The following is a 17,306-nucleotide window of genomic DNA, read 5'->3' as shown; positions in this document are numbered from 1 at the left end:
CAGCTGCCGTCAAGCGGCGCTTCTTGTGTGAAGCACCGCTTGACAATAAAACGATGACGTAAAGGGTGGATGTGATGTTTTCGAAAGTATTAATTGCCAATCGCGGGGAAATTGCAGCGCGTGTCATTCGTACGTGTAAAAAATTGGGGATTCAAACGGTTGCCGTTTATTCGGAAGCGGATGCCGATTCGCTCCATGTTCAATGGGCGGATGAAGCGTATCTTATCGGTAAGCCGCGCGTTAGTGAAAGCTATCTAAATATCGAGAAAATTATCGAGGTCGCGAAAATGACGAAAGCGGAAGCAATCCATCCAGGGTATGGGCTGCTGTCGGAAAATCCGGAATTTGCTCGCCGTTGTGAAGAAGAAGGAATTGTCTTCATTGGACCGAGGGCGGATGTGATCGCAAAAATGGGAAGTAAAATTGAAGCGCGAAAAACGATGGAAGAAGCTGGCGTTCCGATCGTTCCAGGCATTTCATTTCCGCTCAAAGATATCGATGAAGCAGCCAAAACAGCAGAAGAAATTGGCTATCCAATTATGTTAAAAGCTTCCGCAGGCGGCGGCGGCATCGGCATGCAAATCGTACGCAATGAAGAAGAGCTGCGCAAAGCTTTCGAAGGAAATCAAAAGCGCGCTGCTTCGTTCTTCGGCGATGGCGCGATGTATTTAGAAAAATATATCGCCAATCCTCGCCATATCGAAATCCAGCTTCTCTCTGATGAACATGGAAACTGCATTTATTTATGGGAGCGCGAATGTTCGATTCAGCGCCGTCATCAAAAAGTCATCGAAGAAGCACCATCTCCGTTTTTAGATGAAGAAACGCGGCGGAAAATGGGGGAAACGGCAGTAAAGGCGGCGAAACATATCGGGTATACAAACGCGGGGACGATTGAATTTTTAGTCGATGAGCAAAAAAACTTTTATTTTCTTGAAATGAATACAAGATTGCAAGTTGAACATCCGGTAACGGAAGAAATTACTGGCCTTGATTTAGTCGAAGAACAATTACGCATCGCAGCCGGTGAAATGATTCGTTATAAACAGGAAGACATTCGCCGCGACGGCCATGCGATAGAAGTGCGCATCTATGCGGAAGACCCGAAAACGTTTTTCCCATCTCCGGGGAAAATCACGGCCTTTGTGCTGCCGCAAGGTAAATACGTGCGCAATGAAACAGCGGTGCAAAGCGGCATGACGGTCACGCCGTTTTACGATCCGATGATCGCCAAACTGATTACAAAAGGAAACGACCGCCAAGAAGCGATCGAGCGCATGGTAGAAGCGCTAAACAACTACCAAATTGAAGGAATTAAAACAAACATTCCAATGCTAAAAGATGTGCTTTCCCATCCTGCGTTTCAAGCGGGAGACACAACAACCAACTTCGTAGAAAAACACTTGCAAACAACAACGACAAAATAAGAAGGAATGGGGGAAGAAAATTATGAGTCAAGTAGTCGCATCAATGGCAGGAAGTGTATGGAAAATTGTCGTATCGGTAGGAGACAAAGTAGAAGAAGGGCAAGATGTCATCATTTTAGAGTCGATGAAAATGGAAATTCCGGTCGCCGCTGAATCTTCCGGGGTCGTTAAACAAATTCATGTGCAAGAAGGGGACTTCGTCAACGAGGGCGATGTGCTTCTCGAACTAGAGTAAGAGGTGAAATGCAATGAGCAAATGGCCAAAGCAAGTCACGATTAAGGAAGTCGGTCCGCGCGATGGCCTGCAAAATGAAAAAACGGCAATCTCGACAGAAGATAAAATCGCCTGGATTAATCAATTGTCCAAAACTGGACTCACCTATATCGAAATTACTTCATTTGTCCATCCGAAATGGATTCCGCAACTTTCGGATGCGTTCGAAGTAGCGATGAGAATTGAACGGGCACCAGGCGTGACGTACGCCGCGCTCGTTCCAAATCAAAAAGGATTGGAAAAAGCGCTGGCGGCACAAGTGGATGAGGTCGCGGTTTTTATGTCGGCGAGCGAAACGCATAACCGCAAAAATATTAATAAATCGATTGAAGAAACGTTTCCGGTGCTAGAAGAAGTGGTTCGAGCAGCGAAACAAGAAGGGAAAACCGTACGCGGCTACGTATCGACCGTATTTGGCTGCCCGTATGAAGGAAACGTATCGGTCGAACAAGTTATTCGCGTTTCTGAACGTTTGTTTGACATGGGAATTGACGAGCTTTCTTTGGGCGATACCATTGGTGTCGCTACGCCAAAGCAAGTACAAGAGCTGCTTGAAATCGTCTTAAAGCGGTTCCCAAAGGAAAAGCTTGCGATGCATTTTCATGATACGCGCGGCACGGCGCTAGCGAATATCCTTATTTCGCTCGAGATGGGGATTACCACTTTTGACAGCTCTCTCGGCGGGTTAGGAGGCTGTCCGTATGCACCGGGCGCATCAGGAAATGTGGCGACCGACGATTTAGTATATATGCTTCATGGCATGGACATTGCCACGGGAATTGACGTCGGGCGTCTTATGGAAGCAGCGCTGTTCATTCAAGAGAAAATCGGCCGCCCGCTTTCAAGCCGTTACTTGCAAACGATTTCTATGTAAAAAGGGGGCGACATATATGTCAGAACTTGTTCAATACACGGCACTGGAAAACGGGATTGCGATCATTACGTTAAACCGTCCCGAATCGGCAAATGCGCTATCGACGGCATTGTTATATGAATTATCGCATCTTCTTTACGACCTCGCTTTCCGGCGGGACGTCCGTGTTGTCATTTTTACCGGAGCAGGTGAAAAAGTATTTTGCGCTGGAGCTGATTTAAAAGAGCGTGCAGGCATGAACGAAACGGAAGTACGCAAAACGGTGACGCTGATTCGTGAAACCATTAATCAAATAGAACAGCTCCCGCAGCCGGTGATTTGCGCGCTAAATGGTTCCGCGTTTGGCGGAGGGCTTGAGCTTGCGCTTGCGTGCGATATTCGCGTTGCCGCAGACACGGCGCAGCTTGGTCTTACGGAAACATCGCTTGGAATCATTCCGGGAGCGGGAGGGACGCAGCGGCTTCCGCGCCTAATCGGAAAAGGGAAGGCGAAAGAATTAATTTTTACAGCAAAACGCATTACCGCGAAAGAAGCGGAACAAATCGGCCTTGTTGAATACGTTGTACCGCGCGAGCAATTGATGGAAAAGGCGATGGAAATCGCCGAACAAATCGTAGTGAATGCGCCAATCGCCGTCATGCAAGCGAAAATTGCGATCAACCGCGGTTTAGATGTTGATTTAGCGACAGGATTGCGCATTGAACAAATGGCATATGACATCACGATTCCAACAAAAGACCGTCTCGAAGGACTGCAGGCGTTTAAAGAAAAACGGAAACCGGTCTACAAAGGGGAATAGGGGGAAGGCAACATGCAAACAAACGATGTGATGAACAAGCAAAACAAAACACTTACAGAGCAATTGACGGAGCGAATCAAAAAAATCGAACAAGGAGGAGCTCCAAAATATCACGAGAAAAACGCCGCACAAGGAAAATTGTTTGTCCGTGACCGCTTAAAATTATTGTTGGACAACGGACTGGAATTTGAAGACGCGCTATTTGCGAACTGTCTTGCCGATGGGCTCCCTGCCGATGGCGTTGTTACAGGAGTCGGAAAAATTAACGGTCAAACGGTATGCGTAATGGCGAATGACTCTACGGTGAAAGCAGGTTCATGGGGAGCGCGCACCGTTGAAAAAATCATTCGCATTCAAGAAACAGCAGAAAAGCTTCGCTGCCCGATTCTTTATTTAGTGGATTCTGCTGGCGCGCGCATTACTGACCAAATCGAAATGTTCCCGGGGCGGCGCGGTGCCGGACGCATTTTTTATAATCAAGTAAAATTATCAGGAAAAGTGCCGCAAGTCTGCTTATTGTTTGGGCCGTCTGCAGCCGGTGGCGCTTATATTCCAGCGTTTTGCGATATCGTCATTATGGTGGAAGGAAACGCGTCGATGTATTTAGGTTCGCCGCGCATGGCGGAAATGGTGATTGGGGAAAAAGTAACGCTCGAAGAAATGGGCGGCGCTCGCATGCACTGCACTGTTTCCGGATGCGGGGACGTGCTTGTGAAAACGGAAGAAGAGGCAATCGCCTACGCCCGCCGTTATTTATCGTACTTTCCAGCAAACTACAGCGAAAAACCGCCAGTAGCGGAAGCGAAACCGCCGAAAGCATTTGAAAAGACGATTGAAGAGATCATTCCGGAGAACCAAAACGCTCCGTTTAATATGTATGATCTCATTGAGCGCGTGATCGACGAAGGATCGTTCTGTGAAATTAAGAAGCTGTTCGCGCCAGAGTTAATCACGGGATTGGCTCGTTTAAACGGGCAGCCGATCGGAATTATCGCCAATCAGCCGCGCGTAAAAGGCGGTGTTCTGTTCCATGATTCCGCTGACAAAGCGGCAAAATTCATCACTCTTTGCGATGCGTTTAACATTCCGCTTCTCTTTTTAGCGGACATTCCTGGGTTTATGATCGGGACAAAAGTCGAGCGCGCCGGAATTATTCGTCATGGCGCGAAAATGATTTCAGCAATGTCGGAAGCGACTGTCCCGAAAATTTCCATTATCGTGCGGAAAGCGTACGGTGCCGGACTTTATGCGATGGCAGGGCCGGCGTTTGAGCCAGATTGTTGCTTAGCGTTTCCAAACGCGCAAATCGCTGTGATGGGTCCGGAAGCAGCGGTAAACGCCGTGTATGCAAATAAAATTGCGGAACTGCCAGAGGAAGAGCGGGCGGCATTTGTCGAACAAAAGAGAGAAGAGTACCGCCGCGATATCGATATTTACCGCCTCGCATCCGAAATGGTCGTTGACGGCATCATCGCTCCGAATAACTTGCGAGATGAGCTAATTCGCCGTTTTGATGCGTATATGTCCAAGTATATGACGTTCTCAGAAAGAAAACACGGTGTGTATCCGGTTTAAAGAGTAAAGAGGCAACAACATTTCCGAGCAAGTTACCGAAAAAAACAATAAATTATCCACTTGCAAAAAGAAAAAAGATTATGTATCATAATAACCACAAAAATCATCTGCTGCGTTGCACGTTGAAGAATGAAGTTTCAACCGATGGCAATAGAAAGGGAGTTCTATATCGAAACGGGAATGTCATGCCTCCCTACTTTGGTAGGATCGAGGACGACAGGAACGTTTCTGCGAACACCCACCTGGTGGAGTGTGGTTGAGAAACTGCATTCAACCAACGGCAAACGCGGCAATATGCATGTGAAAATGAAGAAGCCGATCTCTTACGTAGAGATCGGCTTTTCTCATGGATATTTTTATTGAAAGCCGAAACTCTTCCTCTTTTCTTATTATCGTTATCTATGATGTACGAAAAATGGGGTGATGTTTCGAATCGTATAAAAGTGAAAGAAAAGGGGGGATTCGGTTGGAACAAAGCCGATGGCAAAAGAGGAAAAACAAGAGGAAATCATATTGGAAGAGAGCGGGAATCATTGTTGCTCTTTTCCTTATTGGCAGCTACATTGCCGTTCAAGCGTATATTGCGACTAGAGATATTAGCAAACTTGATCATCCGCTGCCTGCTCCAACCATTATTTATGATCAAAACGGCCGAGTGGCGAGTAAAATTTCCGCATCCAAGATGGAAGCCGTATCGATAGAGCGCATTCCAAACCACTTTTTAGAAGCGATCGTCGCCACGGAAGACCGCCGTTTTTATGATCATGAAGGAATTGATTATTTCGGTATTTTGCGGGCGCTCGTCCACAATATGAAAGCTTTAGAATGGGCGGAAGGCGGAAGCACCATTACACAGCAGTTAGCAAAAAACGTGTTTTTAACGAATGAAAAATCGTTGCGTCGCAAATGGGAAGAATGGTTTATCGCGAAAAAAATTGAGCGAACGTATTCGAAAAAAGAGATTTTAGAAATGTACGTCAACCGTGTTTACTTCGGCGAAGGAGCATGGGGCATTAAAAAAGCGGCGGAAACCTATTTTGGAAAAGATGTTTCCGAATTAACGGTAAGCGAATCCGCGCTGTTAGCAGGGCTGATTAAAGCCCCGTCCGCCTTATCGCCAGTAAGCCATTATGAAAAAGCGATTGCCAGAAGAAACGTTGTGCTTCAGCTGATGAAGGAACAAGGATATATCGATGAACAAACGTTTTTGCGCGCCAAGAAAGAAAAGGTTGTCATACAAAAAGAAAAAGCGGATCCGTACAAAGGCAAATATCCATACTATGTTGACCATCTGATTCAAGAGGCGATTGAACGGTATCATTTAACGCAAAACGAAATTCTTTCCGGGGGACTTCATATTTATACGGAATTGAACCCTCATATGCAGGATGCGCTAGAGGCGGTGTATCAAAATGATGCTCTATTTCCAAAAGGAACGGACGATCAGCTTGTCCAAAGCGGCGCGGTGCTTCTTGATCCGAAAACAGGTGGGATCAAGGCGTTAATTGGCGGGCGCGGTGAACATGTATTCCGCGGATTTAACCGGGCGACGCAATTAAAGCGGCAGCCGGGGTCGACGATGAAGCCGCTTGCCGTGTATACGCCAGCGTTAGAACAAGGCTACCATATATTTGACGAATTAAAAGATGAACCGATGGAATTTGATGGCTACCGTCCCGAAAACTATGATCACTTCTATCGCGGCACGGTGACGATATATGAGGCCGTTATTCATTCGCTAAACATCCCAGCTGTATGGCTTTTGGATCAGATTGGACTCGAGAAAGGAATCGATGCGTTACATCGTTTTGGCATTCCACTCGAAAAAGACGATCATTATTTAGGAATCGCGTTGGGAGGAATGCAGCGCGGCGTATCTCCATTGCAAATGGCAGAGGCATATTCGGCATTTCCAAATGACGGTGTACGAAAAGAAGCGCACATTATTACAAAAATAGTCGACCAAAACGGCAATGAGATTGCGAAATGGAAACCACATGATGTTCGTGTCACATCAAAAGAAGTTGCACAAAAAATAACGTTTATGCTTGAGGGAGTCGTAAAAGAAGGAACAGGGAAACTCGCGCGCATTCCTAAAAGAGCATTAGCGGGAAAAACAGGATCCACCCAAGTTCCGTTAGATGGAGTAAATGGAGTAAAAGATCAATGGATGGTTGGCTATACTCCACAGCTTGTCGGAGCTGTCTGGCTTGGATATGATCATACCGATGAACGCCATTATTTACGAACGACAAGCAGCCAAACAGTTGCCGTTATTTTTAAGGAAATCATGGAAAAAGCGCTCGAAGGCACGCCAGCGCAATCCTTTGCCTACCCTGCTTTAAAGAAAGAAAAGAAACAATGGCAACAATGGCATAAACACAAGAAAGAAAACGAAGAAGAGGAAGAGAAAGAAGAGGAAGAAGAGAAAGAAGAAAAATGGAAACATGAACGCGGCCCGAAACAAAAAAGAGAGAAGGAAAAACGACCACACCATCCGCATGACAAACATGAAAAGAAACAAAAAGAAAAAGGAAAAGGCCATAAACATGATGATTAAAATCGGATTGGCGTCATAGCCAATCTGATTTTTTTTAGTTCTGATTTTTTGTTTCCGCCGCATATATTAGGACAAAGTGATGAAAAAGGAGGGGGAGGTCTATGGCTTATTTCGGTTCGAAAGGTTGGCTCGTCCAGCAGTTAAAAGAGGCGGGAATTCGCTATCATCCTGTGGAAAGAAAAAAATTAGAAACATATAGAACAGCCACTTTATATGGACTGTATCAAAAATATGTAAAGAAAAATCGATAGCCGAACGATGCAATCGTTCGGTTTGTTTTTTGTACCGAAATAGGTATCATAAAAAGAAAGGAGGATGATGGCGATGAAAAAAAGATTTGTCGTTGAAGAACATGAAACGATTGACGAGTGTCTAGAGCGTATTAAAGCGGAAGGATATCGTCCCATTCGCCGCATGGAACGGCCGATTTTCCGTGAAGTGAAGAAAAATGGAGAAACGGTCATTGAACCATGTGGAAGAATCATCGAGTTTGAAGCTGTCTTAAATGAATAAACGAGAATACAAAATAGGCATTCTCGTTTATTGCTGCAAATCGCGCGTTTTTTTCGCTTCATCATGACTTCCGGTCGGATTGCTGCTTGATGCTTCGTATCCGACCCGATATACGTAGTTTTTTGGCGCGTTGATTACGTTATCCATGTTGTATTGCTCTGCATCTTGCTGGAATTGGCGCTCGTTTGGACGTGTTTCCATCGTGACTCCTCCTTTATTATAAAAACTTCCATCTATAGCATGCCCAACCGCACTCCCATTCATCGAAAATTAATTGATATTGCAGCCAAATCGAAATATCGTTAAAATGGGAATAGTAATGATGACAAAAAAGGAGAGTCGAACATGATTCATCGTACTTGGTTAGAACGCCCAACGTTAAAAAAAGTGAAATGTGTACATACAAACGCGGAAAAATATATCGTTAATCATGTGTTAACACCAGGGAAAATATATGAAGTGAAAAACGAAACTGAAGAGTTTTATTTTATTATTGATAATACCGGAAAAATTGGCGGATTTTATAAAGACTATTTCGAGGAAGTACAAGAGGCGAAGTAAGGGCAGGCAAATTCAGCGTTCTATGAATCGTGAGATCATTGCTCGATGAATGCTATCAAGCTATAAAGGCAGTCTTCTTTTATCAAAGAAGACTGCCTTTTCGCCTATTAGGAAGCGAACGATTTCTCTTTCGGCAACCACCATGTAAGCACCCCAAACAGCGGAAGGAAACTGCATAATATCATTAGAGTATTTAAATTATACAAATCAGCAATTTTTCCAAGAACAACAGCCCCAAGCGCTCCCATCCCAAACGCAAGGCCAACGATCAGCCCCGACGCCATGCCGACATTTCCGGGAAGCAATTCTTGGGCATACACGACAAATGTGGAAAAACTTAATGATAAAATAAAACCGGCAAGAAAAATGACAGGCAGTACCCATGCAAGTGGAAGATATGGAAGCATGAGGGCAAACGGCGCCGTGCCGAGCGTCGAAAACAACATTAAATTTCGTTTTCCGAATCGATCCGCCAGCGGCCCGCCTACAAATGTCCCGATGGCTCCGGCGATCATAAAAACAAACAAATAAACTTGTGCTTCTTGAATCGGCACATGATAGTGTTTCATTAAATAAAATTGATAATAATTGGAAATGCCGGCCGAGTACCATGACCTTGCAAACACTAAAAAGATTAATAGCGTTAAGGCAAACATGATATTTCGTTGCTTTTTGACATCGCCTTTTTCTGCCTTGGTTTGTTTCTGAACCGTTTCGTATTCTTTAAGACGGAGCGAATACCAGCGCGACACGCGAAACAAAAGAACGATGCCAAAAGCAGCAATCGCGGTGAACCAAGCTGCGCCTTTTTGCCCAAACGGAACAAAAATCAGTGCTGTAAATAATGGAGCAAGGGCATTTCCCGTATTCCCACCCACTTGATAAATGGATTGGGCAAATCCTCTTTTTGCTCCTGCGGCAAAATATACAACGCGCGACCCTTCCGGATGAAAAATCGCTGAGCCGAACCCTACAAACAAGACGGATAATAAAACAAAGAAAAAATGCGGTGCAAACGCAAGCCCAACCATGCCAAGCAAGCTCGCTGCCATTCCGAGCGGCAGGAAGTAAGGAGAGGGGGTTCGGTCCGTAAAAAAGCCAACAACCGGTTGCATCACCGAAGAGGTCATATTTAAGGTAAAGGCGATCCATCCAATTTGAGTATACGATAAATTCATGGATGCCTCTAAAATCGGAAACAACGCCGGAACGACCGCTTGCATCGAGTCATTCAATAAATGGCCTAAACTAATCGCGATTAAAATGGGATATACGGTTGTTTGCACCCCCGTGACACGTTGGACATTCACTTGCATTTCTCCATCCCCCTTATCGTTTTCAAAAAAAAATCCCCTTCGCTTAAAGCGAAGGGAGCCATTTATTCTTTATTCCATTATAACCCATTTGAAGGTGATTGCAATAACATATGTTTACGTTCTAGCCAAAAATGATCGAAGATGCATCACTGTCTAAATTTCTCTTTTCCAGACGTATCAATGGAAATTTTTACTTTAATCTTTTTTAAATTTTCGTCTGTTAATGGAATCTTTCCGTTTTCGGAAAACTTCTTCCAATCTTCTGGTTTTTTGCGATACATCGCTTCAGAGAGGTTAAGGATATCCATATCGTATTTCAGCCCCAATTTGTAGAGGCTTCTTATTTCCTCTTCCACCGTTTTTTGCGCCAAGCGAATTAATTGTTTTTCCGTTAATTTTTCTCTTAACTCCACTACACTTCCTTTGCCGGATACCTTGATGTTAAACACGGGAGTATTTCCTTTGATTTGGTAGGAAATTTTGGATTTAGGTTTAAGAATGACGATCGATGCGACCACTTTGTTTCCTTTTTTTACATAAATAGGAGTTCTGCTTATATCTTTTTCCATCCACCTGATTCCCAGCAACTTGGAACGATCGATACATTGTTGAAGCTCATAATGGTCAACAAAGCAAATTCCTTTTACATTTAACATCGGTTTTTCTTTTTCATTTTCCGACCAACTACGCGAAGCAATGTTGAGATAAGGGAGTCGTGCAGTTTTTGAATCTTCATCCATATCAGCGACAAAGCGATTTAAACGAATCGGCCGAATAAATGAACTTTGTTGAAAAAGCTCCTCAGGATTGGATAACAAAGAATAGAATGGAGTTGTATGCAAAAGTGGTGTTGCCTCAAAAATTTTTTTTAATGGCTCATCTGTCGCATAAACCCATAGTGTAGGCCTAATTTCGTTATATCGGTCTAAAATGTCCAAGACGTCTTCTAATACTACTTTCTTCAAGGCTCTTTTTGTAAACACGATACTTTTCACATGCCCCCATGATACCATTCGTTGAATAGAAGTATACAACTTATCGGTTGCAATATTAAACGTTTCGCCTGTGAATCTTCCAACGGCAACGGAGGTTTTTTCTTGGGCGCCTCCAGTCTCGACTTTCGCCAATCCGGTAAAGCTAATGAGCTGCACATAAACGATAAAATGATGATCCTTATAATCAACACCTATTGCATCAATATAAACAAGTTGATCAATATTGCGCGCTCCCCAGCAGCCTGTTAACAAGAATATAGAGATGACAAAGGGAAAGGCGGGTTTGAAATTCAATTCGCTTCCCCCCTTGGTGTATCGTCCTGCGGTTTTAGCAAATCTGCTCTCTTTTTGAATTTTTTCCATCCATTCGGGATTAAGACTTTGAAAATATCCCTGGTTGGAGGAGAGAGCGGAGTAAGATACGGTATTCCGAATATTGTTAAATTTACCATGTATGTTAAAATTATAAATAAAGAAGCGATAAACCCAAAAAACCCTAGTGCAGAAGAAGCGGCTAAGACAATAAAACGCAATAACGTCACGGTTCCCGCCAAGTTTTGATTCACTAATGTAAACGTGGCGATAACGGAAATGGCCGCAACAACAAGGCTTCCTGGTGTGGATAAGCCAGCGTTGACAGCCGATTGTCCAATAATCAATCCGCCGACAACCGATAACGTTTGCCCAATCGCTAACGGCAAGCGCATGCCCGCTTCTTTAAAGATCTCGAACAACCCCACCATGATAAACGTTTCTAGTGGAACAGGCAACGGCACTCCTTGCCTGGAAAGCACAACCGTTCCTAAGAGAGTGAATGGCACTTCTTCTGGGTGAAACGATAATAACGCGACCCAAAATCCAGGTAAATAAATAGACACGGAAATTCCCATGGTGCGAAGGAATCTCTGAAAAATGACGAAGAAAGGTGATGTAACGTTATCTTCCGATGTATTTAGTAAAAACAATAAGTTTCCTGGACCAATAATGACGGTGGGAGCACCGTCTAGCAGGATGATAAATCTTCCATTTAATAAACAATTCACTGCAAAATCCGGCCGTCCTGTGTAGGCAAATAACGGAAACAGCGAGAACCGTTTATCGCCAATCTGCTCTTCCAACTGATTGGTGCTCGTAAGAGAATCAATATTTACCTGTAAAATTCTTTTTTTTACCTCATGAATCATTTCGGGATTGGCGATGTCGTCAATGTACATTAATCCCACTTTTGTTTGGCTTCTTGTTCCGACGATAAATTGTTCATAACAGAGCTTATGGGATTTGATCCGCTTACGGATGAGAGCGACGTTTTTCGAAATTTCCTCAATAAAACCGTCTTTCGGACCGCGGATCGACACCTCCGTGTTCGGCTCTTCCGGGTCGCGGTTCGGTGGATTGGCAAGCGTAAGGGAATATAAAACATCCGCTTCTTGAAAGTAGATTAATAAATCACCGCTAAAGAGAAGATAGTTCAGATCATCGATCAGCACTTCTTTTCCAAGCAATTCCATTGGCATCAGTTTGTTTGTTTCAATTTCCTCCACCGACTGGCAAGGATATTCGCGGCACATTTCGCGAAACATTGGAAATATGACCTGTTTCATCTGCTGAGTGTCACACAGCTCCTCACAATAGACAAACACTAAGGTAAGCGTGCCGCTTGCGGTTTTTGCCGGTTGAATCGTCGAGGTAAGAATCGCGACATCTTTACAATGAGAAAAATGAACGCGCAACGTTTGCTCGGAAATGATGAGTGTTTCCTGTCCGCTATGATCATTTGGATTATTTCTGACTTGCGGCGCTCTGGAAGGAATTTGCATGATTAAGCTCTCCTCTTCTTTAAATATGAAATGAGTGCCAATATCCCAATGAACAAAGAGAGAGATAGAATGGATAGTAGCGAAAGCGGCAGAACCAATTGATATAGCAAATCTAAAAATTTGTCGTCGCTGATCGGAATCAATGATAATAAAAACAGAGTGATATAAATAACGGCCAGAATCCATAATCGTGCTTTTTTATCCGTTACATGAAATAGCTCTGGTATAAGCGCGGAAGCCAGGGAAATTCGGATAAACGCTCCAGACATCCACTGATAAATAGCAAGAAAATCGAGATATTCAATATACGTTCCTAATTTAATCAATCGCCATTCGTCAAAGGCCGGGTAACGCAAGTTCGCTGCTTCTTTCGGTCCATATTCAATAATCGCGCCAATCGTTGGACCAATGCTTAAGCTTGCGGCGAGAACACTAATGATGAAAAGAGCTTTAAAAGAAAAACGAGTTTGAAGATGATGTTGCATGAATAAAATAATAAAAATTTCCACATATCCGGCACCGGCATAGATCATTCCTTTGAAAACAGGAGTAAAGCCATTCTCCATGATTGGCTTTAACAATGAATAATCTTTATGCGGCGTAGTTGCGATCGCAACTAAAATCCCAAAAATAAAAACAAATGGTAAAAGAATAACCGCCGTCTTTGCGATGGATGGAATGCCATGATATGCGTTATAAAAGCACATCACTGTTAAGATTAATAAAATGGCCCAATCGGGTGTCCGCGTTAAGTAGGCAGTAGTAGTAAACGTAACCGTGTCGTTGAGTGTAACATAGCCGATAACAAGTAATAATAGGCTTCCAAGAATGGCCACGAAATATGCAATAGCACGATTAAATTCTGTTTTTAACCATAAGAATAAATTCATTTGATTGGATTGCTTCATGACAAAGTACAACAGCGGAAGCCATAATGGCAATGCCGCAAGGGCTATGATTGACGAAATCCATGCATCACGACCGGCTGCTTGTAATAGCAACGGGACTACGATGACATGATTCATTAGCCCGATAGATAACATAAACACACAAGCCAGTTGAACAGTATTTAACGGAGTATTATTCACGGCGGACACCTTTCTTTTGGATGAATTACTAATCATGTTACTATTTTTTCCTAAAACAGAATACCTATTCTTTTTTGCAACATACATGGAATAATATGCAAAAATAGTAATGTGTATTTGACGATCATTTGATACAATGAAACAAAATGGAATGATATAGAAAAAAGGTGGGAACGGTGAGAATGTATTTCGATTTATTGGAAAACGACCAACCGTCTGCTTGTTTCTAAGACGAGGCGAGCAGCCAATAACCACGCCTTGTCTTAAGGATGAGGTTTTAATCCCTATAAAGACGGAGGTTTGTTTCACGATGAAAAATACATTTTTTGGTGCTTTCTGTTTATCTTTGGCAGCAAGCATTTGGGGCGGAATGTACGTTGTCAGCAAATACGTCCTTGATTTTGTTCCGCCGTTTACGTTAGTGTGGCTTCGTTATGCAATCGCGTTCGTTGTTTTATTTGGGATATTAAAATTTCATCAATATAAAACAAAAACGAGGATATCCATTCGAAAACAAGATTGGCTTTTGCTAGGGTGGATCGGTTTTATCGGTTATTTTGTTTCGATATCTTTGCAATTTATCGGAACAAAATTATCCGATGCGCATACAGGAGCATTAATCACGTCGGCGACTCCGGCGTTTATTGTCTTATTCGCAAAATTTGTCCTAAACGAATCCGTCACCTTGAGAAAAGTTATCGCTCTTTTGCTGGCTACTATCGGGGTTGTCATCGTCATCGGCTTTGACAATAGCGGAGGACAATCATTTTGGGGAAATATGATGTTAGTTGGGGCGGCGCTGACATGGGCGCTTTTATCTGTGTACGTGAAAGTGGCATCAGCCCGTTTTTCGACCTTAATGATCACAACATATGCCATTTGGTTTGCCTTATTATTCACTACACCGGTTATGCTTTGGGAACTGCATGAGCAACCTGTTTCTTTTCCTAATATAATAGTGGTGTTTGGAATTCTTTATCTTGGGATTATTTCAACCGCAGGGGCGTTTTTTCTTTGGAATAAAGGAATGGAAATGATGGATGCCGGGATTGGCTCGTTGTTTTTCTTTTTTCAGCCGCTTGTCGGCACTGTGTTTGGCTTTTTGTTTTTACATGAACAGATAACCGCCTCGTTTTATTTAGGCGGGTTGCTGATTATCATAGGGGTGTTTATTGCCGTTATGTCTCCTATCCATCAACATCAGTCAAAAGAAGGGGAGAATCATGCTCGCACAAGTCTCTAGTCGAATAAAAGGTCTAATGATGGTCATCACCGGTGCAACGCTTTGGGGATTATCAGGAACAGCGGCGCAAGTGTTATTTCAGGACAAGCAAATAACTGCAGAATGGCTTGTCGTGGTGCGAATGATGATTGCGGGAAGCGCGTTGTTATTGTTTGCGGTATGCAAACGGATGGCGATATTTTCGATCTGGACCGATATCAAAAGCATCGTAAGCTTGCTATTGTTTGGGTTTGTCGGCATGCTTGGAGTGCAATATACGTACTTTGCATCGATCGCCACCGGCAATGCGGCTACGGCGACATTATTGCAATATTTAGCTCCTGTCTATATCGTGTTATACGCCATGGCTGCTCAAAAACATCGTCCATCGAAAGAGGTGATGCTTGCAATTGTATTGGCTCTTTTAGGAACTTTTCTATTAATTACAAACGGTTCAACCGGAGAATTAAAAGTGCCGTTGATATCTGTCGTTTGGGGAATTCTTTCTGGTGTTGCCTTGGCATTTTATACGTTAGCTTCGGCACAGATGCTGAAAAAGTGGCACTCCATCATCGTTGTCGGCTGGGGAATGGTCATCGGTGGGGGAGGCATGTGTTTCGTTTTTCCTCCGTTTCCTTTGCCGGCGATTCGCTGGGATGTGGAGACGTGGCTGCTTATCTTGTTTGTCATTGTATTTGGCACTTTATTTGCATTTTTATTATTTGTCGAAAGCATCCGCTACTTATCGCCAACGGAATCGAGCTTGCTGTCTAGTGTAGAGCCGCTGTCAGCCGTAATCGCCTCGATTGTTTTTTTACATGTTCCGTTCGGCCTGTTTCAAGCTATTGGAGCCGCTTGCATTATGGTGACCGTTCTTTTATTGTCTCCAAAAAAAGAGAGACAATCTTCCAACTCGACATCTATAACATAAGAAAGGGATGTGGATTAGCTCCACCTCCCTCTTTTACTGACAGAATCAGTTCGCAGCTTCAGGAAACGTAATCGTCAACGTGGTTCCTTTATTAACCTCGCTTTGAATATGCAACGTTCCCTGCATCGTTTGAATCATCTTTACCGCGACCATGGTTCCAAGACCGGTTCCCTTTTCTTTTGTACTAAAGTATGGCTCACCAAATCGATTCATTTGTTCCGTTGTCATTCCCACTCCTGTGTCTTTAATCGTAATGATGACATGATTTCCATGCAAGCAGGATGAAATCGTCAATGTCCCTCCGTTCGGCATGGCTTCGATGCTGTTTTTTATCAAATTTAAAAAGCACTGCTGAAAGTACTGAATGTTTCCAACAATCGCGCCGGGTTGTAGCTCTTCAACAATTTCAATCGAGTTCATATGTGCCATTGGCGCCAACATCTGAATGACCTTTCGCAGTTGGTCATCTACCATCAGGCGTTCCACTTTGTTCGAGGATGGTTTGGCGAAGGTTAAATATTCGTTAATAATCGCTTCCGCTCGATTAATTTCGTCTAAAGCAATTTGAATGTAGCGATCTTTTGCGTCTTGTGAAAGAGAAGGAGTTTTTAATAATTGAATAAATCCTTTGACAACAGTTAATGGATTGCGAATTTCGTGTGAAATGCTCGCCGCGAGTTGACTCACCACTTCCATTTTCTCGACTTTTACTAGTTTGGAGCGCATGATAATCGCTTCTTTTAATGTTTCCATTATATACACGACAAATAGCATTCCAATGGGAGGAAGTAAAATGAAATAAACAATATAAGAGTCCGTTACTGGAAATTGGGCGATGATAATGGCGAGAAATGTGGTGAGAACCGCCAGAAACAAGGTTAACCAGACCGACATAGAAAGTTTGCTTGAACGTTTTAATGCCTTAAAGGTTGGTGAAACGAGAGCCGCAATAATAAACATGGTCATGTACACAACCGCGGTAATATATTCAAACCCGTAAATCAGAGAGCGAGAAGCTAGCAAAGTTAAAAGCAAAATAAATCCAACGATTCCACCACCATACAGTGTGCCTACAAGAAAAGGAATTTGCCGGAAATCATGAATACACTGTTCATCAATGTAAATAGGAAATTTCATGCATAAAATGATCGGAAGCCCCATGCAAACGGCAAGGAGAGCATCTCTGTATGATGTTCGTTTTTTAAATATCTCCCCGTGGTCATAAATAAAATAAAAAACAAATACACTCACTAAAATATAAAACAAATTGTTTAATACATGTTGGTTGATATATGCCCCCATATAAATATCCCCTATCTACGAAAATTCAACACTATTATTATACGGAAAGAAT

17 protein-coding genes and 1 other RNA gene are annotated in these 17,306 nt (G+C 43.2%); 12 read left to right on the top strand and 6 right to left on the bottom strand.

Going from position 1 to position 17,306, the window contains the following annotated elements:
- Positions 1-74: 74 nt before the first annotated feature.
- The 9 genes from accC (at position 75) to DER53_RS13605 (ending at position 8,022) form a co-directional block, all read left to right on the top strand.
- A complete protein-coding gene (gene accC, locus DER53_RS13645; protein ID WP_062754749.1) occupies positions 75-1,427 on the top strand; it encodes an acetyl-CoA carboxylase biotin carboxylase subunit in 1,353 nt (450 codons plus the stop codon).
- Positions 1,428-1,449: 22 nt separating this feature from the next.
- Positions 1,450-1,662, top strand: a complete 213-nt coding sequence (locus DER53_RS13640) for an acetyl-CoA carboxylase biotin carboxyl carrier protein subunit (RefSeq protein ID WP_015864019.1) — start codon at positions 1,450-1,452, stop codon at positions 1,660-1,662.
- A 13-nt stretch (positions 1,663-1,675) separates the two neighbouring features.
- The gene (locus DER53_RS13635) at positions 1,676-2,575 is read left to right on the top strand and encodes a hydroxymethylglutaryl-CoA lyase (protein ID WP_062754747.1); all 900 of its coding nucleotides are present in this window, start codon (positions 1,676-1,678) and stop codon (positions 2,573-2,575) included.
- A gap of 16 nt (positions 2,576-2,591) precedes the next feature.
- Positions 2,592-3,374, top strand: coding sequence for an enoyl-CoA hydratase (locus DER53_RS13630; RefSeq protein WP_062754745.1), 783 nt, complete (start codon positions 2,592-2,594; stop codon positions 3,372-3,374).
- A gap of 12 nt (positions 3,375-3,386) precedes the next feature.
- Entirely contained in the window at positions 3,387-4,949 is a 1,563-nt protein-coding gene (locus tag DER53_RS13625; RefSeq protein WP_015864016.1) for an acyl-CoA carboxylase subunit beta, read from the top strand.
- A 104-nt stretch (positions 4,950-5,053) separates the two neighbouring features.
- Positions 5,054-5,245: non-coding RNA, 6S RNA (gene ssrS / locus DER53_RS13620), on the top strand.
- 170 nt (positions 5,246-5,415) lie between these two features.
- Complete coding sequence (locus tag DER53_RS13615; RefSeq protein WP_062754743.1) at positions 5,416-7,509, top strand: transglycosylase domain-containing protein; 2,094 nt, start codon at positions 5,416-5,418, stop codon at positions 7,507-7,509.
- A 101-nt stretch (positions 7,510-7,610) separates the two neighbouring features.
- Complete coding sequence (locus tag DER53_RS13610; RefSeq protein ID WP_073967979.1) at positions 7,611-7,760, top strand: DUF2639 domain-containing protein; 150 nt, start codon at positions 7,611-7,613, stop codon at positions 7,758-7,760.
- A gap of 73 nt (positions 7,761-7,833) precedes the next feature.
- Positions 7,834-8,022 (top strand): NETI motif-containing protein, encoded by a 189-nt coding sequence (locus DER53_RS13605; RefSeq protein ID WP_375781767.1) that lies wholly within the window; start codon positions 7,834-7,836, stop codon positions 8,020-8,022.
- 27 nt (positions 8,023-8,049) lie between these two features.
- Here DER53_RS13605 and DER53_RS13600 read toward each other — a convergent pair whose 3' ends face one another.
- The gene (locus DER53_RS13600; protein WP_167317830.1) at positions 8,050-8,223 is read right to left on the bottom strand and encodes a hypothetical protein; all 174 of its coding nucleotides are present in this window, start codon (positions 8,221-8,223) and stop codon (positions 8,050-8,052) included.
- A 144-nt stretch (positions 8,224-8,367) separates the two neighbouring features.
- Here DER53_RS13600 and DER53_RS13595 point away from each other — a divergent pair, with 144 nt between their 5' ends.
- Complete coding sequence (locus DER53_RS13595; RefSeq protein ID WP_062677696.1) at positions 8,368-8,583, top strand: DUF6501 family protein; 216 nt, start codon at positions 8,368-8,370, stop codon at positions 8,581-8,583.
- A gap of 107 nt (positions 8,584-8,690) precedes the next feature.
- On the opposite strand, the gene DER53_RS13590 is transcribed toward DER53_RS13595, so the two are convergent.
- From DER53_RS13590 to DER53_RS13575, 4 genes are all read right to left on the bottom strand, one after another.
- Positions 8,691-9,899: an MFS transporter gene (locus DER53_RS13590; protein WP_062677695.1), complete on the bottom strand. Its 1,209-nt coding sequence runs from the start codon at positions 9,897-9,899 to the stop codon at positions 8,691-8,693.
- Positions 9,900-10,045: 146 nt separating this feature from the next.
- Entirely contained in the window at positions 10,046-11,188 is a 1,143-nt protein-coding gene (locus DER53_RS13585) for a Ger(x)C family spore germination protein (protein WP_062754739.1), read from the bottom strand.
- Entirely contained in the window at positions 11,185-12,711 is a 1,527-nt protein-coding gene (locus DER53_RS13580; RefSeq protein ID WP_062754737.1) for a spore germination protein, read from the bottom strand. Before DER53_RS13580 ends, DER53_RS13585 begins: the two co-directional genes overlap by 4 nt.
- Positions 12,712-12,713: 2 nt before the next feature.
- Positions 12,714-13,799 (bottom strand): GerAB/ArcD/ProY family transporter, encoded by a 1,086-nt coding sequence (locus DER53_RS13575; protein ID WP_062754785.1) that lies wholly within the window; start codon positions 13,797-13,799, stop codon positions 12,714-12,716.
- A 310-nt stretch (positions 13,800-14,109) separates the two neighbouring features.
- On the opposite strand from DER53_RS13575, the gene DER53_RS13570 reads away from it, so the two are divergent.
- Together DER53_RS13570 and DER53_RS13565 are read left to right on the top strand one after the other, a co-directional pair.
- Entirely contained in the window at positions 14,110-15,042 is a 933-nt protein-coding gene (locus tag DER53_RS13570; protein ID WP_062754735.1) for a DMT family transporter, read from the top strand.
- Entirely contained in the window at positions 15,023-15,952 is a 930-nt protein-coding gene (locus DER53_RS13565; protein WP_062754734.1) for a DMT family transporter, read from the top strand. Before DER53_RS13570 ends, DER53_RS13565 begins: the two co-directional genes overlap by 20 nt.
- A gap of 45 nt (positions 15,953-15,997) precedes the next feature.
- On the opposite strand, the gene DER53_RS13560 is transcribed toward DER53_RS13565, so the two are convergent.
- A complete protein-coding gene (locus tag DER53_RS13560; RefSeq protein WP_062754732.1) occupies positions 15,998-17,254 on the bottom strand; it encodes a sensor histidine kinase in 1,257 nt (418 codons plus the stop codon).
- Positions 17,255-17,306 lie beyond the last annotated feature (52 nt).

Source organism: Parageobacillus toebii NBRC 107807 (genome assembly GCF_003688615.2).
GTDB classification, from domain to species: Bacteria; Bacillota; Bacilli; order Bacillales; family Anoxybacillaceae; genus Parageobacillus_B; species Parageobacillus_B toebii.
Note: the sequence above shows the minus strand (reverse complement) of the source record. Positions and strands in the feature narration are given on the sequence as shown.